The organism is Blautia ammoniilytica, assembly GCF_025566965.1.
In the GTDB taxonomy this organism is placed as follows: domain Bacteria; phylum Bacillota; class Clostridia; order Lachnospirales; family Lachnospiraceae; genus Blautia_A; species Blautia_A ammoniilytica.
Genome location: NZ_JAOQJL010000005.1, coordinates 47,048 through 65,907, shown reverse-complemented (window position 1 = coordinate 65,907; position 18,860 = coordinate 47,048). Strand labels below are relative to the sequence as shown.

At 42.4% G+C, this 18,860-nt stretch carries 16 protein-coding genes and 2 pseudogenes; all 18 read left to right on the top strand.

What is annotated here, in order from left to right:
- Nucleotides 1-136 precede the first annotated feature (136 nt).
- A complete protein-coding gene (locus OCV61_RS03745) occupies nt 137-319 on the top strand; it encodes an alpha/beta-type small acid-soluble spore protein (protein ID WP_158420716.1) in 183 nt (60 codons plus the stop codon).
- A gap of 441 nt (nt 320-760) precedes the next feature.
- On the top strand, nt 761-1,291 hold the full coding sequence (locus OCV61_RS03740) for a nitroreductase (RefSeq protein ID WP_158420715.1): 531 nt from the start codon (nt 761-763) through the stop codon (nt 1,289-1,291).
- Between the two features lie 19 nt (nt 1,292-1,310).
- Nucleotides 1,311-1,730, top strand: a complete 420-nt coding sequence (locus tag OCV61_RS03735; RefSeq protein ID WP_158420714.1) for a cytidine deaminase — start codon at nt 1,311-1,313, stop codon at nt 1,728-1,730.
- Between the two features lie 83 nt (nt 1,731-1,813).
- Entirely contained in the window at nt 1,814-2,530 is a 717-nt protein-coding gene (locus OCV61_RS03730) for an ABC transporter ATP-binding protein (protein ID WP_158420713.1), read from the top strand.
- A gap of 9 nt (nt 2,531-2,539) precedes the next feature.
- Nucleotides 2,540-6,358, top strand: coding sequence for an FtsX-like permease family protein (locus tag OCV61_RS03725; RefSeq protein WP_158420712.1), 3,819 nt, complete (start codon nt 2,540-2,542; stop codon nt 6,356-6,358).
- Between the two features lie 405 nt (nt 6,359-6,763).
- The gene (locus OCV61_RS03720; RefSeq protein ID WP_158420711.1) at nt 6,764-9,418 is read left to right on the top strand and encodes a valine--tRNA ligase; all 2,655 of its coding nucleotides are present in this window, start codon (nt 6,764-6,766) and stop codon (nt 9,416-9,418) included.
- Nucleotides 9,419-9,459: 41 nt separating this feature from the next.
- On the top strand, nt 9,460-11,475 hold the full coding sequence (locus OCV61_RS03715; RefSeq protein ID WP_158420773.1) for an LTA synthase family protein: 2,016 nt from the start codon (nt 9,460-9,462) through the stop codon (nt 11,473-11,475).
- 187 nt (nt 11,476-11,662) lie between these two features.
- Nucleotides 11,663-12,967 (top strand): bifunctional folylpolyglutamate synthase/dihydrofolate synthase, encoded by a 1,305-nt coding sequence (locus OCV61_RS03710; RefSeq protein ID WP_158420710.1) that lies wholly within the window; start codon nt 11,663-11,665, stop codon nt 12,965-12,967.
- The gene (locus OCV61_RS03705) at nt 12,964-13,116 is read left to right on the top strand and encodes a hypothetical protein (RefSeq protein WP_173726977.1); all 153 of its coding nucleotides are present in this window, start codon (nt 12,964-12,966) and stop codon (nt 13,114-13,116) included. Before OCV61_RS03710 ends, OCV61_RS03705 begins: the two co-directional genes overlap by 4 nt.
- Nucleotides 13,117-13,132: 16 nt before the next feature.
- Nucleotides 13,133-14,392 carry a tetratricopeptide repeat protein gene (locus OCV61_RS03700; protein WP_158420709.1) on the top strand — a complete coding sequence of 420 codons (1,260 nt, stop codon included), beginning with the start codon at nt 13,133-13,135 and terminating at the stop codon, nt 14,390-14,392.
- 98 nt (nt 14,393-14,490) lie between these two features.
- On the top strand, nt 14,491-14,790 hold the full coding sequence (locus OCV61_RS03695) for an anti-sigma factor antagonist (protein WP_158420708.1): 300 nt from the start codon (nt 14,491-14,493) through the stop codon (nt 14,788-14,790).
- Nucleotides 14,791-14,806: 16 nt separating this feature from the next.
- On the top strand, nt 14,807-15,232 hold the full coding sequence (gene spoIIAB, locus OCV61_RS03690; protein ID WP_158420707.1) for an anti-sigma F factor: 426 nt from the start codon (nt 14,807-14,809) through the stop codon (nt 15,230-15,232).
- Nucleotide 15,233: 1 nt separating this feature from the next.
- A pseudogene (locus OCV61_RS03685) lies at nt 15,234-15,464 on the top strand (sigma-70 family RNA polymerase sigma factor); the annotation flags it as partial.
- Nucleotides 15,465-15,670: 206 nt separating this feature from the next.
- The gene (locus OCV61_RS03680) at nt 15,671-16,417 is read left to right on the top strand and encodes a hypothetical protein (RefSeq protein ID WP_008688040.1); all 747 of its coding nucleotides are present in this window, start codon (nt 15,671-15,673) and stop codon (nt 16,415-16,417) included.
- 2 nt (nt 16,418-16,419) lie between these two features.
- Nucleotides 16,420-17,214, top strand: a complete 795-nt coding sequence (locus OCV61_RS03675) for a ParA family protein (RefSeq protein ID WP_055057300.1) — start codon at nt 16,420-16,422, stop codon at nt 17,212-17,214.
- A complete protein-coding gene (locus OCV61_RS03670; protein ID WP_008688042.1) occupies nt 17,195-18,124 on the top strand; it encodes a ParB/RepB/Spo0J family partition protein in 930 nt (309 codons plus the stop codon). The genes OCV61_RS03675 and OCV61_RS03670 overlap by 20 nt, the downstream gene beginning before the upstream one ends.
- A 4-nt stretch (nt 18,125-18,128) precedes the next feature.
- Nucleotides 18,129-18,548, top strand: a complete 420-nt coding sequence (locus OCV61_RS03665; protein WP_017144664.1) for a DUF6050 family protein — start codon at nt 18,129-18,131, stop codon at nt 18,546-18,548.
- Between the two features lie 131 nt (nt 18,549-18,679).
- Nucleotides 18,680-18,860: pseudogene (locus OCV61_RS03660) on the top strand (hypothetical protein); the annotation flags it as partial.

Below are 18,860 nucleotides of genomic sequence, written 5' to 3'. Positions count from 1 at the left end.
AATTATGTGCATTATTATAACCAATCTGTTTGATTTTGGGAATAGGATGGAGAAAGAAACAGTCAGAAGGTTTGATGGCAGGTGTATAAATTCCGAATTTTGGGTTCATACTTTTACGAAAAAGGAGTATAGGATATTGAATAGAGAAAAAGAAATAGAAGCCTATTTAAAAGGAAAACTGCCAGAAGAGGAAAAAGCAAAGTATGAGATCGCCCAGGAATTAGGATTGCTTGACAAGGTTCTGGGGGGCGGCTGGAAAACACTGACAGCAAAAGAAACCGGAAGAATCGGAGGGCTGATGGCCAGAAAAAAGAAATGAAAATAGATATTGGCTGTTTTGTTTTTAGATACAGTAAAATATCATTTGGCTGCTCGACCTGAAAATTATTTTGTTCATGTTGCGTTGTAGAAAAGATATGTTTATATATCAGGGCTTCGTTTTCGGATTTCTCCCGCGCGCTTATTATCTCTGTCATTTGCCAAACTCACGCCTACGGCGTTCAGACACGGCAAATAACAGAGAAGCTAGCGCAGTCGAAATCTACGAAAGCCTCGCATGATATATAACCAAAATCTTTTCTACAACGCAACGAAAATTATTACAAATTTGCCAATGATTATTTTTCTGTATTTTCGCTTTTATTATGAGGGGACAGCCACTTGTTTTTGTAAAAACAGGATGGTATCATAAACATATCTGAAAATAAAAATAAATATAAAGGAATATAAATGAAAGATAAATAAAAGGAGGCAATTAACCATGAGTGGAACAAACAGTACGATTGAATGTTTAAAGTCAAGAAGAAGTGTGAAAAGTTATAAGCCTGATATGCTTCCTAAAGAAGTTCTCCAGGAGATCGTTGAGGCTGGTACATGGGTGCCAACTGGTATGAACAGACAGTCTCCCATTATTCTTGTCATAACGGATAAGAAAGTAAGAGATCAGCTGTCAAGGATGAATGCACAGATCATGGGTGCAAAGGGAGATCCCTTTTATGGAGCGCCTGTAGTGCTGGTGATCCTTGCAGACAAATCTGTAGGTACATATGTATATGACGGAAGTCTTGTTATGGGAAATCTTATGAACGCAGCTCATGCACTGGGGATTGGCAGTTGCTGGATCCACAGGGCAAAAGAGGAATTTGAAAGCCAGGAAGGAAAGGAACTTCTGAAATCTCTTGGGATCCAGGGGGATTATGAAGGCATTGGCCATTGTATCCTGGGTTATCCAAAGGAAGAAGTACAGGGAACCCATCCAAGAAAAGAAAACTGGATATATTATGTAGATTGATGGGATACAGGAGGAGCCTATGGAGTTCCAGGAACTGATTCGTAAGGCATTGGAAGTAAGACAGAAAGCTTATGCACCTTATTCGGATTTTATGGTGGGAGCAGCACTTTTATGCAAAGACGGCAGAATATTTACTGGATGCAACATTGAAAATGCTTCTTATGGAGCGACCAATTGTGCTGAACGGACTGCTTTTTTCAAAGCAGTTTCTGAAGGATACAGGGAATTTACAGCCATTGCCATTGCAGGTGGGAGAAAGGAGGCACAAAGCTTGGAGTACTGTGCACCTTGTGGGATCTGCAGGCAGGTTATGAGTGAGTTTTGTGACTCTGATGCATTTCTTGTGATTCTGCCAAGGTCTGAGGAGGATTACAAAAGCTATACGTTGGGACAGCTTTTGCCCCTTGGTTTTACATCAGCAGATATAGAGAAGAGGTAACACTTCCACAGGCAGTATTCTGCAGGTATACTGAATTGTTGTGAAAATGGAAATGTAAAATAAGACAGCTTGGGAGTGATGGATTGCAGAAGAATACAGAAAATTATATTAAGCTGGATAAAGTATCCAGGATTTACGGAACAAATGAGGTACCAATAAAGGCTGTAGATGAGATCAGTTTCCAGATCGAAAAAGGAGAATTTGTAGTGATTGTTGGCCCTAGTGGTGCGGGGAAAACCACAGTGCTGAACATACTTGGGGGCATGGATCATGCAACAGATGGGGAAGTATGGGTGGATGGCAGGAATATTGCAGGATATAACAGCCGCCAGCTGACCGCATACAGAAGGGATGATATTGGTTTTGTATTTCAGTTTTACAATCTGGTGCCAAATCTTACAGCACTGGAAAATGTGGAGCTGGCAGCGCAGATATGTAAGAATCCGTTGGATGCGGCTCAGGTATTGGAAGAAGTTGGCCTTGGGGACAGGCTTGGCAATTTTCCGGCCCAGCTTTCAGGAGGAGAGCAGCAGCGAGTTTCCATTGCAAGGGCCATGGCAAAGAATCCAAAGATGATGCTGTGTGATGAGCCCACCGGTGCTTTGGATTATCAGACCGGTAAGGCGATACTGAAACTGCTTCAGGACATGTGCAGGGAAAAAAATATGACGGTGATCGTGATCACGCATAACTCTGCACTTACTCCCATGGCAGACCGGGTGATCAGGATTAAGAATGGAAAAGTATCCAACATGACACAGAATGCACACCCCACGCCAGTGGAAGAAATTGAGTGGTAGGTGAAAAAGATGAAAGCAATACATAAAGAGTTCTGGATGGAGATCCGCAGAAGCAAAGCCAGGTTTCTTTCCATCTTTTTCATTGTAGCCCTTGGGGTAGCTTTCTTTTCCGGGATACAGGCTTCTTCACCGGACATGCGATATTCAGGAGATGCATATTATGATGAAAACAGCCTGATGGACCTGAAGGTAGTAAGCACACTTGGGCTTACCAGTGAGGATGAAGATGCATTAAGGGAGATCGATGGCATTGAGGATGCGGAAGGTGCTTATTTTACAGATGTTACCTGTGGCGAGAATGAAAAACAGACGGTATTACATATTGAGTCATTGACCAAACGGGTGAACCAGCTGACAGTTACAGAGGGAAGATTGCCGCAGAAATCTGGAGAACTGTTTCTTGATGATACTTATGCCAATGCTCATGGGTATAAGCCAGGAGATCAGATCGTTCTTCGGGAGCAGGAAGACAGTTCGTTTCTTGGAAGGCACAGCTATACTGTGACAGCTATAGGGAAAAGTCCCCTTTATATTTCTTTTAACCGTGGTAATACAACTCTTGGTACAGGAGAGGTGAACGGATTTGCATTTATATTGCCTGAGGATTTTGACCAGGAAGTATATACGCAGATCTATCTTCTGGTACACGGTGCCAAAGATGTGGTCAGCTATACAGATGCTTATGATATCCTGATCCGTAAGATCAAAAGCAAGGTGGAAGGGATACAGGATGTAAGATGTGAAGCACGTTATCAGCAGGTAACTGCAGATGCACAAAAAGAAATCACTGACGGTGAGCAGGAACTGGCAGATGGCAGGCGAGAAGCAGAAGAAAAACTGGCAGATGCCAGGCAGCAGCTGATCGATGGCAGGAAAAAGCTAACAGATGGACAGAAAGAATATGAAGATGGTGTAAAAGCTATTGAAGATGCAAAGGGACAGTTAAAGGATGGACAGAAGCAGCTGGAAGAAGGAACAGAAAAGCTGGAAGATGCCAGACAACAGCTTTCCCAGGCAACCCAGCAGGTACAACAGGGCGAGCAGCAGCTTTCCCAGGCACAGCAGCAGCTGGATAATGGCAATAAAGAGATTGAAAAGAACCAGCAGAAGCTGGAGGATGGACTGGAAAAACTACAGGCTTCCAGACAGGAATATGAGGCCGGTGTGTTAAAACTTACAGAAGCCAGACAGAAATTGGAACAAAGCCAAAGTGATCTGGATACAAGGGCAGGGCAGGTAAGCCAGGGAAAAGAACAGATCCAACAGCAAAGACAGCAACTGCAGGAACAACTTTTGCAGTGCCAGGAAGGGCTTTCTCAAGTAGAAACAGGAGAGCAGCAGCTTGCCCAGGGAAAGGCTGCACTGGATCTGGCAAAGGGGCAGCTGACAGCACTGATCACGGAAAGAGATTCCCTTCAGGCAAGCTATGATGCAGGCATTGCTTCAGGAGAGGTATCCCAGGAGGAACTGGCTGGGCTGCAGGCACAGATCGCAGGTTTTACTGCACAGATCCAGGGCCTTACTGCACAGATCCAACAGTCAGAAACAGAATTGACAGGACAAGGACAGCAGCTGGCTGCAACCAGGACACAGCTGGAAAGCTCTGTGGGACAGATAAACGGAGGTCTTGCGCAGCTGGACGAAAAAGAAGGCCAGTTAAATGATGCCCAGGAACAGATTCAAAAAGGACAGGAGCAGATCAATCAGGGCAGGAAAGAACTAAAGCAGCAAGAAAAAAAGTTGGCAGATGCAAAAAAACAGCTGGATAAAGCTCAGAAAGAACTGGATAAAGGAAAAGAACAGATTCAAAAAGGACAGGAGCAGACACAAAAGGGACAGCAAGAGATAGATGCAAATGCAGGAAAACTTGCCCAGGCCAGGATCCAGATTTCCCAAAATACAGAAAAGCTGCAAAGTGGAGAACAGGAACTGGAAGAAAACCGTCAGAAGCTGATAGATGGACAAAAAGAACTCCAGGAAAATGAACAGAAGCTGAAAGATTCCAAACAGGAGCTGGAGGATGGAGAAAAAGATCTGTCAGACGGTGAAAAGGAGTATCAGGAGTCAGAGGAAAAGGTAAAAAAGGAGCTGGCCGACAACCAGCAGAAGCTGGAAGATGCCAAAAAAAAGTTGGCAGATCTGAAGGTTCCTACATGGACGGTTACAGACAGAAATGACCTGCCAGAGTATTCGGATTACGGAGATAATGCAGAGCGTATCCGGAATATCGGCAAGGTGTTCCCTGTGATCTTTTTCCTGGTAGCAGCTTTGATCAGCCTTACTACTATGACCAGGATGGTAGAGGAGCAAAGGACCCAGATCGGGACCATGAAGGCTTTAGGATACGGAAAAGCAGCCGTTGCAGCCAAATATATCTGTTATGCACTCTTGGCTACGATCGGAGGAAGTATCCTGGGCTTTCTGGTAGGAGAAAAAATCATTCCATATGTTGTGATCACTTCTTATGGGATTATGTATCACAATGTTTCTGATACTCTGTGTATTAATTATGAAATGAAATATACACTGATCGCATCAGGGGCTTCTATTATATGTACAGTAGGAGCCACAATGTTTGCCTGTGTACGGGAACTGCGGGAAACACCGGCCTCATTGATGCGTCCTCCTGCTCCCAAGGAAGGCAAACGTATTTTGGCAGAGCGGATCACATTTCTATGGAAGCATTTAAGCTTTACTTGGAAATCCACACTTCGGAATCTATTCCGATATAAGAAACGCCTTTTTATGACGGTTTTTGGAATTGCAGGAAGTATGGGTCTGATGCTGGTAGGATTTGGATTACGGGATTCCATTATGAATATTGCGGTGATCCAGTACCGGGACCTGCAGCATTATGAGGGCAATGTGATTGAGGATGAGGATGCAGACGAGGAACAGAGAAAAGAAGTGGTACAATTCCTTAAGGATAATCAGAAGGTAGATCATTGTACGTCTGTTCAGTTTACCAAAATGAATGTACCAAGAGGCTCTTCCAATCTGAGTGTTTACGTTATCGTACCTGAGGATATGGAGAGCTTTAAGAAGGATGTGACCTTGCAGAACCGGATCACAAAGGAGAAGTATTTGTTTTCTGATAAAGGTGCAGCAATCTGTGAGAAAACAGCGGATCTGCTAGGCCTGAAGGCAGGAGATGCCATCACTTTGAAAATGGCTGGACAGGAGTATCAGGTTCCAGTGGAGATCATCACAGAGAATTATATGGCTCATTATGTATATATTTCACCCTCTTTATATGAGTCAGTATTTCAACAGAAACCAGATTACAAAAATTTGTTTTTTACTATGAAAGAAGAATATAAGGATGATCTGGAAGCTATAGGCCAGCAGCTGCTTACACTGCCTGGTGTTTTAAGTATCAGCTATACAAGCAGTCTGGCAGGACAGCTGGAAAGAATGCTTACGTCCTTGGATTCAGTGATCCTTGTGTTGATCATTTCAGCCGGTATGCTTGCATTTGTTGTTCTTTACAATCTGAATAATATTAACATTACAGAGAGGCAAAGGGAACTTGCTACCTTAAAGGTGCTGGGATTCTATGATCAGGAGGTGTCTCAATATGTATTCAGAGAGAATATCCTGCTGACAGTGGCAGGAGTGCTGGTGGGAGTACTTTTCGGGATTTTCCTGCACAGGTATGTGATTACCACTGTGGAGGTAGATGCAGTCATGTTTGGCAGGAATATCAATCCGATAAGCTTCCTTTACAGCGGGCTTATCACCTGTGGATTTTCCCTGTTTGTAAATTTTACCATGCATTTCAAGCTGAAGAAGATCAATATGGTGGAATCTTTGAAAAGTGTGGAATAAAAAGGAATATAAAGGAATATAAAGGTGGGCTGCTGCTTAAAAGGACGCAGATCACTGTTTATCCTGCTTGCAGCTGACTGTGAATCGTAACAGGTAATAGTTACTGTTCACTCCGTTCACAGCAACTTGGTCAAAATCCATTCCATATCACCTTCGGTGATGGGATTTTGCCCTGTATGTCTCGGGATTTTGCCATATACATGGCAAAACACCTCGCGGAATATTACCTGTGAATCGTAACAGGTAATATCCTATAAAAATCTTGACAAGAAATGGATTTACAATTATAGTAGTTTTCATAGTAAAGGCAAAGAAAAGGGCCGTATCAACCGATAAAAGGTGGTACTGCATGACATCGCCCTTCACACATCTGTGTGGGGGGCGTAAATTTTGGAGGAAAATGAAATGAGCAAAGAGCTTGCAAAAACATATGATCCAAAAGGTATTGAGGATCGTCTGTATAAGAAATGGATGGATAACGGATATTTCCACGCAAAAGTAAATCCGGACAAGAAGCCGTTTACTATTGTGATGCCGCCGCCAAATGTAACCGGACAGCTGCACATGGGACATGCCCTGGATGAAACCATGCAAGATATCCTGATCCGCTTCAAGAGGATGGAAGGTTACGAAGCATTATGGCAGCCAGGTACTGATCATGCGGCTATTGCTACAGAGGTTAAGGTAACAGAAAAGCTGAAAAAAGAAGGCATTGACAAAAATGCTATCGGCCGTGAAGAATTCCTGAAATATGCATGGGAATGGAAAGAAGAGTACGGCGGAAAGATCATTAATCAGTTAAAGAAGCTTGGCGCTTCAGCTGATTGGGAGCGTGAGCGCTTTACCATGGATGAAGGCTGCTCCAGAGCAGTACAGGAAGTCTTTATCAAGCTGTATGAGAAAGGGTATATTTACAAAGGCTCCAGGATCATCAACTGGTGTCCTGTCTGCCAGACTTCTATTTCAGACGCAGAGGTAGAGCATGAGGATCAGGATGGATTTTTCTGGCATATCAATTATCCTATCGTTGGAGAAGAAGGAAGATTTGTAGAGATCGCTACTACCCGTCCGGAAACACTTCTGGGAGATACAGCAGTGGCAGTGAATCCGGAAGACGAGAGATATAAGGACCTGGTTGGGAAAATGCTGGAGCTTCCCCTTACAGGCAGACAGATCCCGGTGATCGCAGATGAATACGTAGATAAAGAATTTGGTACAGGATGTGTGAAGATCACACCGGCTCATGACCCTAACGATTTTGAGGTGGGGCGCCGTCACAATCTTCAGGAGATCAATATCCTGAATGATGACGCTACCATCAATGAGCTTGGAGGCAAATATGCCGGCATGGATCGTTATGAGGCGAGAAAGGCTATGGTTGAAGATCTGGATAAGCTGGGTCTTCTGGTGAAGGTGGTTCCTCATAATCACAGTGTTGGTACCCATGACCGGTGCGGCACTACTGTAGAGCCTATGATCAAACCCCAGTGGTTTGTTAAGATGGATGAGATGGCAAAGGCTGCGATCAAAGCCCTGGATGACGGAGATCTGGAATTTGTACCTGCACGTTTTGACAAAACTTACCTCCATTGGCTGGAGAATATCAGAGACTGGTGTATTTCCAGACAGCTCTGGTGGGGACACAGGATTCCTGCTTATTACTGTGATGACTGTAAGGAAACGGTTGTAGCAAGGGAAATGCCAAAAATCTGCCCTAAATGTGGCGGTACTCATTTCCATCAGGATGAGGATACACTGGATACATGGTTCAGTTCTGCACTGTGGCCTTTCTCCACACTTGGATGGCCGGAAAAAACACCGGAACTGGAATATTTCTATCCTACAGATGTACTTGTAACAGGTTATGATATTATTTTCTTCTGGGTGATCCGTATGGTATTTTCTGCTCTTGAGCAGACAGGAAAGGCACCTTTCCATCATGTGCTGATCCATGGGCTGGTAAGGGATTCCCAGGGACGTAAGATGAGTAAATCTCTTGGCAATGGTATCGATCCTCTGGAAGTGATCGACAAATACGGTGCAGACGCCCTGCGTCTTACTCTGATCACAGGAAATGCACCTGGAAATGATATGCGTTTCTACTGGGAACGTGTAGAATCCAGCCGTAATTTTGCCAATAAGATTTGGAATGCTTCCCGTTTCATTATGATGAACCTGGAAGGCAAGACTGTTACTGAGCCAGAAGATTTGAATGGTCTTTGTGCAGAAGACAAGTGGATCCTCTCCAAGCTGAATACAGTGATCAAAGATGTAACAGAGAATATGGATAAGTATGAACTGGGAATTGCAGTACAGAAAGTTTATGATTTTCTGTGGGATGAACTTTGTGACTGGTATATTGAAATTGCAAAGGTACGCCTCTGGAAAGCCCAGGAAGATCCCAAGGCAGCAGGTGAAGCATTGTGGACCCTGCGTACCGCATTGACCCAGGGCTTGAAGCTGCTTCATCCGTTTATGCCATTTATTACAGAAGAGATTTACTGTACACTTCTTCCGGAAGAAGAATCCATCATGATCTCAGACTGGCCGGTATATAAAGACGAATGGAATTTCCCGGAAGCAGAGCTTGCTGTGGAAAGCTTCAAAGAAGTAGTGAAAGGTATCCGTAATACCAGAAACAGCATGAATGTTCCTCAGAACCGTAAGACGCATCTGTACATCGTGGGTAAGGATGAGAAGATCTGCCAGATGTATGAAAAGAGCAGCAGATCCTTTATTAATCTTGCCTATGCAAGTCAGATCCATGTACAGGACAACAAAGATGGTATTGGTGAGGATGCAGTTTCGGTAGTCGTATCCAATGCAGTTGTATATCTGCCACTGGAAGATCTGATCGACAGGGAAAAAGAAATTGAACGCCTTACAAAAGAGCAGGATCGTCTTACCAAAGAGATCGCCCGCTGTGATGGAATGCTCAGCAATCCTAATTTTGTAAATAAAGCACCAGCTGACAAGGTTGATGCTGAAAAAGCAAAACTGGCAAAATATAAAGAAATGAAAGAAAAAGTAATCACACAGCTTGAACAGTTAAAGAAATAAAAAGGAGCGTTTTCATGAAAACGGGCAAATTTTGCACAAAGATGAAAATAAGTGATGTGTGTAATAAGATATCGCCTGTTTTGCAGGCACTGTGGTGTGCGGTGCTTTATTTTATTATTGAAGCCATCAGCCGCCATTCTATTGCAGAAGCATGGCAGTATATGACAGGCAAGCCACTGGTTTTTGCATACAATACAGCTTTTATTTTCACAACAATGCTGATCGTGTATCTGTTTCACAGAAGATTTTTCTGGCGTGTATTGGTATCGGCATTCTGGCTGTTCCTTGGACTTGTAAATGGGATCCTGCTGATGAACAGGGTTACGCCATTTACAGGGCCGGATCTGCATATGCTTACCGATGGATTATCCATTATGCAGAAGTATCTGCCTGCTTATGGAGTGATCCTGGGCTGCATCCTGATCGGACTTGTGCTGATCGGGTTGTTGATCCTGTTTATCAAGGGCCCGAAATACAAAAAGAAGATTCGATACAGATATGTGATCCCGCTGATCCTGGCAGGAATTGTTGCTTTTGGAGGTATTACACAGCTTGCCCTTGAGAAAAGGATACTTTCCAATTATTTTGGAAATATAGCATTTGCATATGAGGATTATGGATATCCATATTGTCTTGCGACTACAATCTTTAATACAGGTATTAAAAGTCCGCGAGATTACTCTGAGTCTGAGATCAAAAGGATCGAAAAGACAGAGGAGAACCTTCCGGCAACAAAGGAAGATAAAAAACCGAATATCCTTTTTTTGCAACTGGAATCATTTTTTGATCCTACACTTGTAAATTATCTGGATATTTCTGAGGATCCTATTCCTACGTTCCGAAAGCTGATGAAAAACTATTCTTCCGGGTATTACAAGGTGCCGTCTGTTGGTGCAGGTACTGCCAATACAGAGTTTGAGACAATTACAGGGATGAGCCTTCATTATTTCGGCCCAGGGGAGTATCCATATAAGAGTATCCTGAAGGAAACCACTTGCGAGAGTGCGCCCTATGTGCTGAAAAATCTTGGATATTCCACCCATGCTGTCCATAACAATGAAGCCAATTTTTATGGAAGAAGGACTATTTTCCCCAACCTTGGGTTCGATACGTTTACCTCAGAAGAATATATGGCTGGTGAGAATTTGAAAAATCCTCTGGGATGGGTAAAGGACAGTGTTCTGACCGATGAAATCGTGAAATGTCTGGATTCTACAGAAGAACCGGATTATGTATATACCATTTCGGTGCAGGGACATGGAGACTATCCGGATGAACCGATATTGGAGGATCCACAGATTACAGTTTCCGGTGCACCTACAGAAGAATTGAATTGTAAATGGGAATACTATGTAAATGAGATCCATGAGATGGATAATTTTGTAAAAGATCTGGTGGATACACTGGCTGACTATCCGGAAGACGTGGTACTTGTAATGTATGGGGATCATCTTCCTACCATGGGACTGACAGTGGAAGATTTGAAAAACAAATATCTGTTTCAGACAGAATATGTGATCTGGGATAATATGGGGCTTCAGAAAAAGAATGAAAACCTGGCATCTTATCAGATCGCAGCAGAGGTGATGGATCGGGTAGGTATCCATGATGGAACGATTTTCCGTTATCATCAGGCAAGAAGAAATACAAAGAATTATCAGGTAGATTTGGAAACCCTGCAATATGATCTGCTTTATGGAGATCGTTACGCATACCAGGGAGAGAATCCTTTCCAGAGAACAAAGATGCGTATGGGACTCTATGATGCAACACTGGATTCCATCCGTTTTGTATCAGATTCGGATTATACCTATTATATCCAGGGAACCAATTTCACACCTTCCAGCCAGGTAAAACTAAATGGAGAATGGTATGATACGGTTTATGTAAGTCCTACTACTCTGGTGATCACAGGTACGGAGATGAAGGACTTTGACCGGCTTTCTGTTGTACAGCGAAGCAACAGCTCCACAAGAAAGGCATTAAGCAAGAGTTATGACCGTGCGGTTTATGCACTGTATGACAAGAATCCGTGGAAACTTGAAAAAGAGGAATAATGTTAACTGTTCAGAAGGCAATATCTCGCCAGGGTACTGAACAGCTACGAATAGTGTTTTATCCAATCGTAACATCTTGTCGGATAAATTGTTACGATTGGGTATGGACATCTTTCACCACTATTATATAATGGTAGAGTAACCAAAAGGGTTGCGAATACATTAGATAAAAGTGGTGAATTTTTTTATGAATTACGAACAAGCAGTGGCCTATATTGAAGAAACACCTAAGTTTACAAAAAAGAACAGTCTGGATCATACCAAGGAATGCCTTGCAAGGCTGGGAAATCCACAGAATCATTTTAAAGTGATTCATGTAGCAGGTACCAATGGAAAAGGCAGTACCTGTGCATTTCTTACATCCATTCTCCGGGAAGCCGGATATTCCTGTGGATTATTTACTTCTCCTCATTTGGTAGAGATTAATGAACGGTTTCAGATTAATGAAGTAAATATTGATAACGACACGTTTCTGGCTGCTTTCCAGAAGGTGAAAGCACTGGCAGATGAACTGGTGGCAGAGGGCAGCTATCATCCTACTTACTTTGAGATGCTATTCCTTATGGGCATGGTGATCTTTGCGCAGGCTGGAGTAGATTATGTGACTTTGGAGACTGGCCTTGGAGGCAGGCTGGATGCTACCACAGCCATTGAAGATCCGGCAGCATGTGTGATCACATCCATCAGTCTGGATCATATGCAGTACCTTGGGGATACAGTAGCTAAGATCGCAGGGGAAAAGGCTGGGATCATTGTCCCGGGAGTGCCGGTGATCTTTGATGGCAATGATCCATCAGCAGCAGAGGTGATTCGTGCACATGCCAGAGAGCTTCACAGTCCCTTTTACGAAGTAAAAAAGGAGGATGCGCAGATTCTTTCCAATACAGCTTCAGGGATTGATTTTTCTTTGAAAAATCAGTATTATGGTAAGGATCATCAGGAATTTCATATTCCTTTTATTGCAAAGTATCAGGTTATGAATGCCATGCTGGCATTAAAAACTATGGAGGTTTTACAGGATCAGATTCCGGTAGCTATTGAGCATGTGCGAAAAGGAATGAGCGCCACCAGATGGCAGGGCAGGATGGAGACGATCTTGCCAGGAGTGATCGTTGATGGAGCACATAACGAAGACGGAGTAGCCAAGTTTGTGGAGACTGCAGCGCATTTTCAGCAGGAATATCCGCTTACACTTCTGTTTTCAGCAGTAAATGATAAAGATTACAAAGATATGATCCATACCATCTGCAGTCAGATCCGTTTCAGACATGTGGTTGTTACCCAGGTAGGTGGTTATCGGGAAGTTCCGGAAGAGGAATTAAAAGAGATCTTCACACGGGAGGGCTGTGCCTCTGTAGAGGCTGATCCAGAAGTGGCAAAGGCTCTGGAACTTGCCTTAAAGGCAAAGGGAGAAGACGGAATGCTGTTCTGTGTAGGATCTTTATATCTTGTAGGAGAGATTAAAGCAGCAATCGCAAGGAGAAAAGCATGATCGATTACGAAGAAGAACTGAAGAAGTTTGAACCGTGTCTGGATGTAACAGATGCAGAAAGTGCCATATATGACAGAGAACTCACTGATATCCTGGACATTTTACAGGAGATGCTGCGGGAAGCAAAAAGCGGCCGCCGCATGAAATAACCGTAAGGAGATACTGATGAACTGCATGAATTGCGGCGCATTTCTGGCAGACAAGGATCTGGATTACTGTCCTAATTGTGGGTGCAATGTTCTGATACAGAAGAAGGTGGACTATCTGTCAAAATTCTACTATAATCAGGGACTTGAAAAAGCCAGTATCCGGGATCTGTCAGGAGCCATTAATTGTTTGAAACAAAGTCTTACTTATGACAAAAGAAATATTCAGGCAAGAAATCTTCTTGGACTTGTTTATTTTGAAACCGGCGAGGTTGTTGCTGCATTAAGTGAATGGGTGATCAGCAAGAATCTGAAGCCTACCAAGAATCTGGCTAATGAGTACATTAACCGTCTTCAGGCCAATTCCAACAAGCTGGATGCCATTAATGAAACGATCCGTAAATACAACAATGCCCTAGCACTTTGCAGGGAAGGGCATGAAGATATGGCTGCAATACAGCTTCGAAAGATCCTTGCACAGAATTCCAAGCTGATCAAGGGGTATCATTTGCTTGCACTGATCCAGATGAAGAATCATGAATGGGGAAAGGCAAGACGGATCTTACGAAAGGCGGCCAGGATCGATAAAACCAATACTACCACACTTCGTTTTCTGAGGGAAGTGGATGAGCAGACTGGCGTTACTACCAGGCTGGAAAAGCAGAAAAAGGGACTGTTTGGCAGAACTAAATCTGAACAGGGTGAAGATAACGGTATAGAAGGCATGGTGGTACAGCCGCCTGCATATCGTGAAAATTCAAGGATTTCCCTGTTTTTTACTTTGATGCTTGGCATTGGGGCCGGTGCACTGGCATTCTGGCTTTTGGCCGTACCTGCTATCAAACAGGGAATATATCGGGAAGCCAACCAGCAGCTGATCAATTACAGCGAATCTTTATCCAGTCAAGGGGCCGAGCTTTCTAAAGCCCAGGGTGAAGCAAAGGAATCTGACGATACAGCTCTGCAGATCACTCAGCAGATGGAGGAAGAAAAGAAAAAGAGCCAGACCTATGAAGCTCTTTTCAAAGCATATACTGCATATGTGCAGGAGAGCTATGATGTAGCCGCAGAGAATCTTCAGAATGTGTATGAGGAGTATCTGACAGATGACATGAAGAATGTTTACAGTGCTATGTGTGGAAGCCTTGGTGTGACCGGAGGTACTTCCGAAAGTCAAGAGGATGGCAATAGCGAAAGCGGATTTGCAAGCAGTGACGAAAACGGATCTGCAAGCAGTGACGAAAACGGATCCGGCAGTAGTGAAGATGGGACTTTTTAACAGAGAAACCTCGAAGCAGGGGGAGTTGTTGTCTATGACAGCAGCCCCTCTTTTTTTGTAACATTGAGGGGGAATATTGAATATAAGGGGGAGTGGTGATGGGAGCTGCAATTTATATTCAGGGTACCAGTCTGACAGTGAGACTGCCAGAAGAACTGGATCATCCTGCATCGGATCTGATCCGGAAAGAAACAGACCGGATTATGGGACAGACATATATTAAGACCATTATCTTTGATTTTGAAGAGACCACATTTATGGATAGTTCCGGAATCGGACTGATCATGGGACGATATCGGGCGCTTGGAATGGGAAAAGGGTGTATAAAGGCAGTGAATGTAAGCAGTTATGTGGAAAAACTGCTTCATCTGTCTGGAGTCCATAAATTTATCTGTTAAGGGAAGGGAGCATATTATGGAGGATACCAATGAAATGACAATGATCTTTGAAAGCCGTCCTGTAAATGAAGGGTTGGCAAGGATAGCTGCAGCAGCATTTTGCACACAGTTGAATCCTACGCTGGAAGAGGTGTCAGATCTGAAAACTGCAGTTTCAGAAGCTGTTACCAACTGTATCATACATGGTTATGAAGGGGAAATACATAAGATCCATATGACCTGTAGAAGGCAGGGACAGGAGATCCAGATTGATATTGCCGATGAAGGAGCAGGGATCGAAAATATTGAAAAGGCCATGGAGCCTTTGTACACTACACGGCCGGACAAGGACAGATCCGGTATGGGATTTACATTCATGGAAGCCTTTATGGATCAGGTAACTGTGGAATCAGAGGTTGGAAAAGGCACGATCGTGCACATGAAAAAAATCATAGGGAGGTAACATGGACCATACTCTTGCCCTGATCGGGCGTGCACACCAGGGTGATAAAGTGGCAAGAGATACATTAGTTGAGGAAAATGCAGGACTTGTTTATAGTGTGGCAAAGCGTTTTGTGGGGCGGGGCGTGGACATGGAGGATCTGATCCAGATTGGCAGTATCGGGCTTATAAAGGCAGTGGACAAATTTGATCTTTCTTTTGATGTGCGGTTTTCCACTTACGCAGTACCAATAGAGTAAGATAAAGGAAACGACCGGAAAAGCCTTAAAATAAGGGATTTCTGATAAAGGCATTGGATAAAAAAACAGTGCTGTCAGATGTACATTTCGATATCTTATGTTGAAATAACAGTATAGATAAGATATTGAAAACAATTCGGAATTGTTTCTGATAGGAACCTTCTTGAATGAGATGATGACCATTCAAAGGAGGTTTTTTTATGGCAAGAATTATGACAAGAAGAAAAGCCATACCCAAGGCAATCGAATTACTGCAATGTCTGCCACAGACGGAGGAAGTTGTGGAAGTGATACAGGCACTAAAAAAATATTCTTCCACGCCATTGGATAGATGGGATGCAGCCAGTGTATATGAAGCATTAGATGAATGGACAGAATCTCATAATGGTATACCACCGAGAATAAAAGAGTGTGACAGCCATAAAGAGCTACCAAGCCATATGGTCTTTGAAAAGCTTTTTGGAAAAACAGCCAGAGAATTTCTAAATGATTATTATGGTGAGATGGAATACGTAAGGATTGGACGTCATGGAACAAGGTGTGTGGATGATCAATATGATTTTCTGGAAATATTTAAAAATGAATTTGAACGGATACAACCGGCAACGTCAAAAATATATGATGCTTGTAGAAATCCAGAAACACCATCATGGGGAACGATTGCAAGAAGATGTAAAGTGTCTTCCTGGTCAGAGCTGGTTACACTGTCCGGTGTAGAAGCGAATTGCATTAGAAGAAGATATGACACATATAATATTAGAAATAAGTTGAGCGTTTCACAAAAAACGAATTTGGAAACGGATTTGACAGCACACGAACAGCAGGAAGAAAAAGAAAGATTTGAGGCATTGCTGATAAAGACGCATGATTTAACATTGCAGGCTGAAAATCAGAAAAAGGCAGAAAAAGCAGTTTCAAAACATACATTACGAATCGGGAGGAAATAGAGATGGCAAAAGTTATAGCAATAGTCAATCAAAAAGGTGGTGTCGCAAAGTCAACTTCCTGTGTGAATTTAGGAATCGGATTGGTAAAAAAAGGATATAAAGTTCTGGCAATAGATTTTGATCCACAGGGAAGTTTAACAGAAAGTCTTGGATATCAGAATCCAGATGAATTAGAAATAACAGTAGCGACAATTCTTCATTGTGAAATGAATGGTCTTGAATTATCAGAAGGATATGGAATTCTTCACCATGAAGAGGGAATGGACATTCTTCCGGCAAATATTGAACTGTCTGGGGTAGAAGTTAGTCTGGTAAATGTTATGAGCAGAGAATATGTGTTAAAACAGTTTATCAAGACAATTTCGCCAGAATATGATTATATCCTGATTGATAATATGCCATCGCTAGGAATGCTTACTGTAAATGCTCTTGCAGCAGCTGATTCGGTTATCATTCCGGTTATGGCACATTATCTTCCTGTTAAAGGATTGGAACAGTTGATGCAGACCATATATAAAGTTAGAAAGCAGATAAATCGAAAGCTTCAGATTGACGGAATCTTACTTACCATGGTAGATCGAAGAACGAATTTTTCAAAAGAGATTATAGAGTTGCTTCATGATAATTATGGCGAATATATCAATATTTTCAAGACTGCAATCCCGTTTTCGATAAGGGCAGCAGAGACGAGTGCTGAGGGAGTAAGTATTTATAAACACGATCCGAAAGGTCGTGTTGCCGAAGCTTATAAAAAACTGGTAGAGGAGGTGATTGGTGATGGCAGTGAAAGAAAGTAGTGCTTCAAAGATAAAATTCAAAGGGGTAGATGCATTATTCGGATTGTCAGAGGAGCAGGAGTGTGTGCGAGAAATTCCGCTGGACGAGTTGGATACATTCAAGAATCATCCGTTTAAAGTGTTTAGGGATGATAAAATGGAGGAAATGATTGAAAGTATTTCAGAATATGGAGTTCTTGTGCCAGGAATTGCAAGACCTTCAAATTCAGGGGAAAAGGATTATGAATTAGTTGTGGGACACAGAAGAAAATATGCTTGCAGGGAATTAGGACTGAAAACAATGCCGGTCATTATCAGAGATATGTCTGATGATGAAGCAACTGTGGTTATGGTCGATTCCAACATTCAAAGAGAAAATCTGCTATATAGTGAGAAGGCATTTGCATACCGCATGAAGTATGAAGCATTGAAACGTCAGGGTAGACGGACTGATTTAACTTTGGTCCAAGTTGAACCAAAGTTGAAAAAAAGATGGGCAGCTGAGATGGTTGGCACAGAAGTCGGAGAGACAATGAGTACGATCAAACGATATATACGCTTGACCTACTTGTCGAATTACTTGCTGGAGTTTGTAGATAAAAATGAATTGCCATTTACTGTTGCAGTTGATTTATCTTATTTGAAAAGTAATGAGCAGTCATTGTTACTGGCGTTTATAGGAACAACAAAGAAAATGCCAAATGGATCTCAGGCAAAAAAACTGAAAGAACTTAGCCAGCAAAAAGAATTGACTGGAGAAGATATAGAGAAAATTCTTAGAGGAGAAGCAAAAGTGAATTATCAGAAAATCAGTTTTTCAGAAAAGCAACTGCAAAAATATTTTCCACCAGATTACAAGAAAGAGCAAATCGAAAAAATAATTTTCCAGTTATTAGATTCGTGGAAAGCACAAACAGAGCAAAGGGGATGATAAAGTGGAATATGAAAAGCAAATAAGATATAATGATAGACAGATGCAAAGATATCAGGCATATCTTTCTAAAGTACAGAAGATAAACAGATTAGATAAGAGGACGAAAGAAATGACGATTGGAGATGTAATTAAAAAATCAATTCTGCCACTGGCATTTATGGTATTCTGGTTTTGGATGACAAAAACAATTATGAAGGTCAGTGGGCAGACGGATTGGTTCTGGTGGGTATTTATTGCCGGACTTCCATTTGGAATACATAAAATGCGGTTGATTCTAATTCCGAGAGGAATGGATACCACAGCAACACTTGGGATGGCTGCATTAAGTGTCATTATTGGAGCATTGATTGGAAGCATCATGATTCCAGTGTATGTGATCAGAGCGATATACGTGTTTATACGGTATGTCATTGGAAAATAGAATATTAGATTGATAAGAGGCAGGCTTGCGAAAATAAAAATCGTAAGTCTGCCTCTTTTTTTGTGCTTAAAAACAGGCAATTCAGGGGAATTCCCTTTTGCAAATATATATATTCTTGGAGGATTTTTAAGATGAGAGAGCGAATTGAAAGTAAGCATGTAACAAAGGAAATCAAAAGTCAGATGCCAGTGATTCCGGGGGCAATTGTTAAAGAAAGAGGCTGTACGTTCTGCCCGTATTATCTGGGCAATTATGAGAAACAGCCACGCTGTATGATGAAAACCTGTGCTTGGGATGATGAAAATGAACGTT

Coding starts and splice junctions, on each gene's coding strand:
- OCV61_RS03720 (WP_158420711.1), top strand. CDS start 6,764: ATGAGCAAAGAGCTTGCAAAAACATATGATCCAAAAGGTATTGAGGAT.
- OCV61_RS03680 (WP_008688040.1), top strand. CDS start 15,671: ATGGCAAGAATTATGACAAGAAGAAAAGCCATACCCAAGGCAATCGAA.
- OCV61_RS03710 (WP_158420710.1), top strand. CDS start 11,663: ATGAATTACGAACAAGCAGTGGCCTATATTGAAGAAACACCTAAGTTT.
- OCV61_RS03740 (WP_158420715.1), top strand. CDS start 761: ATGAGTGGAACAAACAGTACGATTGAATGTTTAAAGTCAAGAAGAAGT.
- OCV61_RS03695 (WP_158420708.1), top strand. CDS start 14,491: ATGGGAGCTGCAATTTATATTCAGGGTACCAGTCTGACAGTGAGACTG.
- spoIIAB (WP_158420707.1), top strand. CDS start 14,807: ATGGAGGATACCAATGAAATGACAATGATCTTTGAAAGCCGTCCTGTA.
- OCV61_RS03705 (WP_173726977.1), top strand. CDS start 12,964: ATGATCGATTACGAAGAAGAACTGAAGAAGTTTGAACCGTGTCTGGAT.
- OCV61_RS03725 (WP_158420712.1), top strand. CDS start 2,540: ATGAAAGCAATACATAAAGAGTTCTGGATGGAGATCCGCAGAAGCAAA.
- OCV61_RS03735 (WP_158420714.1), top strand. CDS start 1,311: ATGGAGTTCCAGGAACTGATTCGTAAGGCATTGGAAGTAAGACAGAAA.
- OCV61_RS03675 (WP_055057300.1), top strand. CDS start 16,420: ATGGCAAAAGTTATAGCAATAGTCAATCAAAAAGGTGGTGTCGCAAAG.
- OCV61_RS03700 (WP_158420709.1), top strand. CDS start 13,133: ATGAACTGCATGAATTGCGGCGCATTTCTGGCAGACAAGGATCTGGAT.
- OCV61_RS03670 (WP_008688042.1), top strand. CDS start 17,195: ATGGCAGTGAAAGAAAGTAGTGCTTCAAAGATAAAATTCAAAGGGGTA.
- OCV61_RS03715 (WP_158420773.1), top strand. CDS start 9,460: ATGAAAATAAGTGATGTGTGTAATAAGATATCGCCTGTTTTGCAGGCA.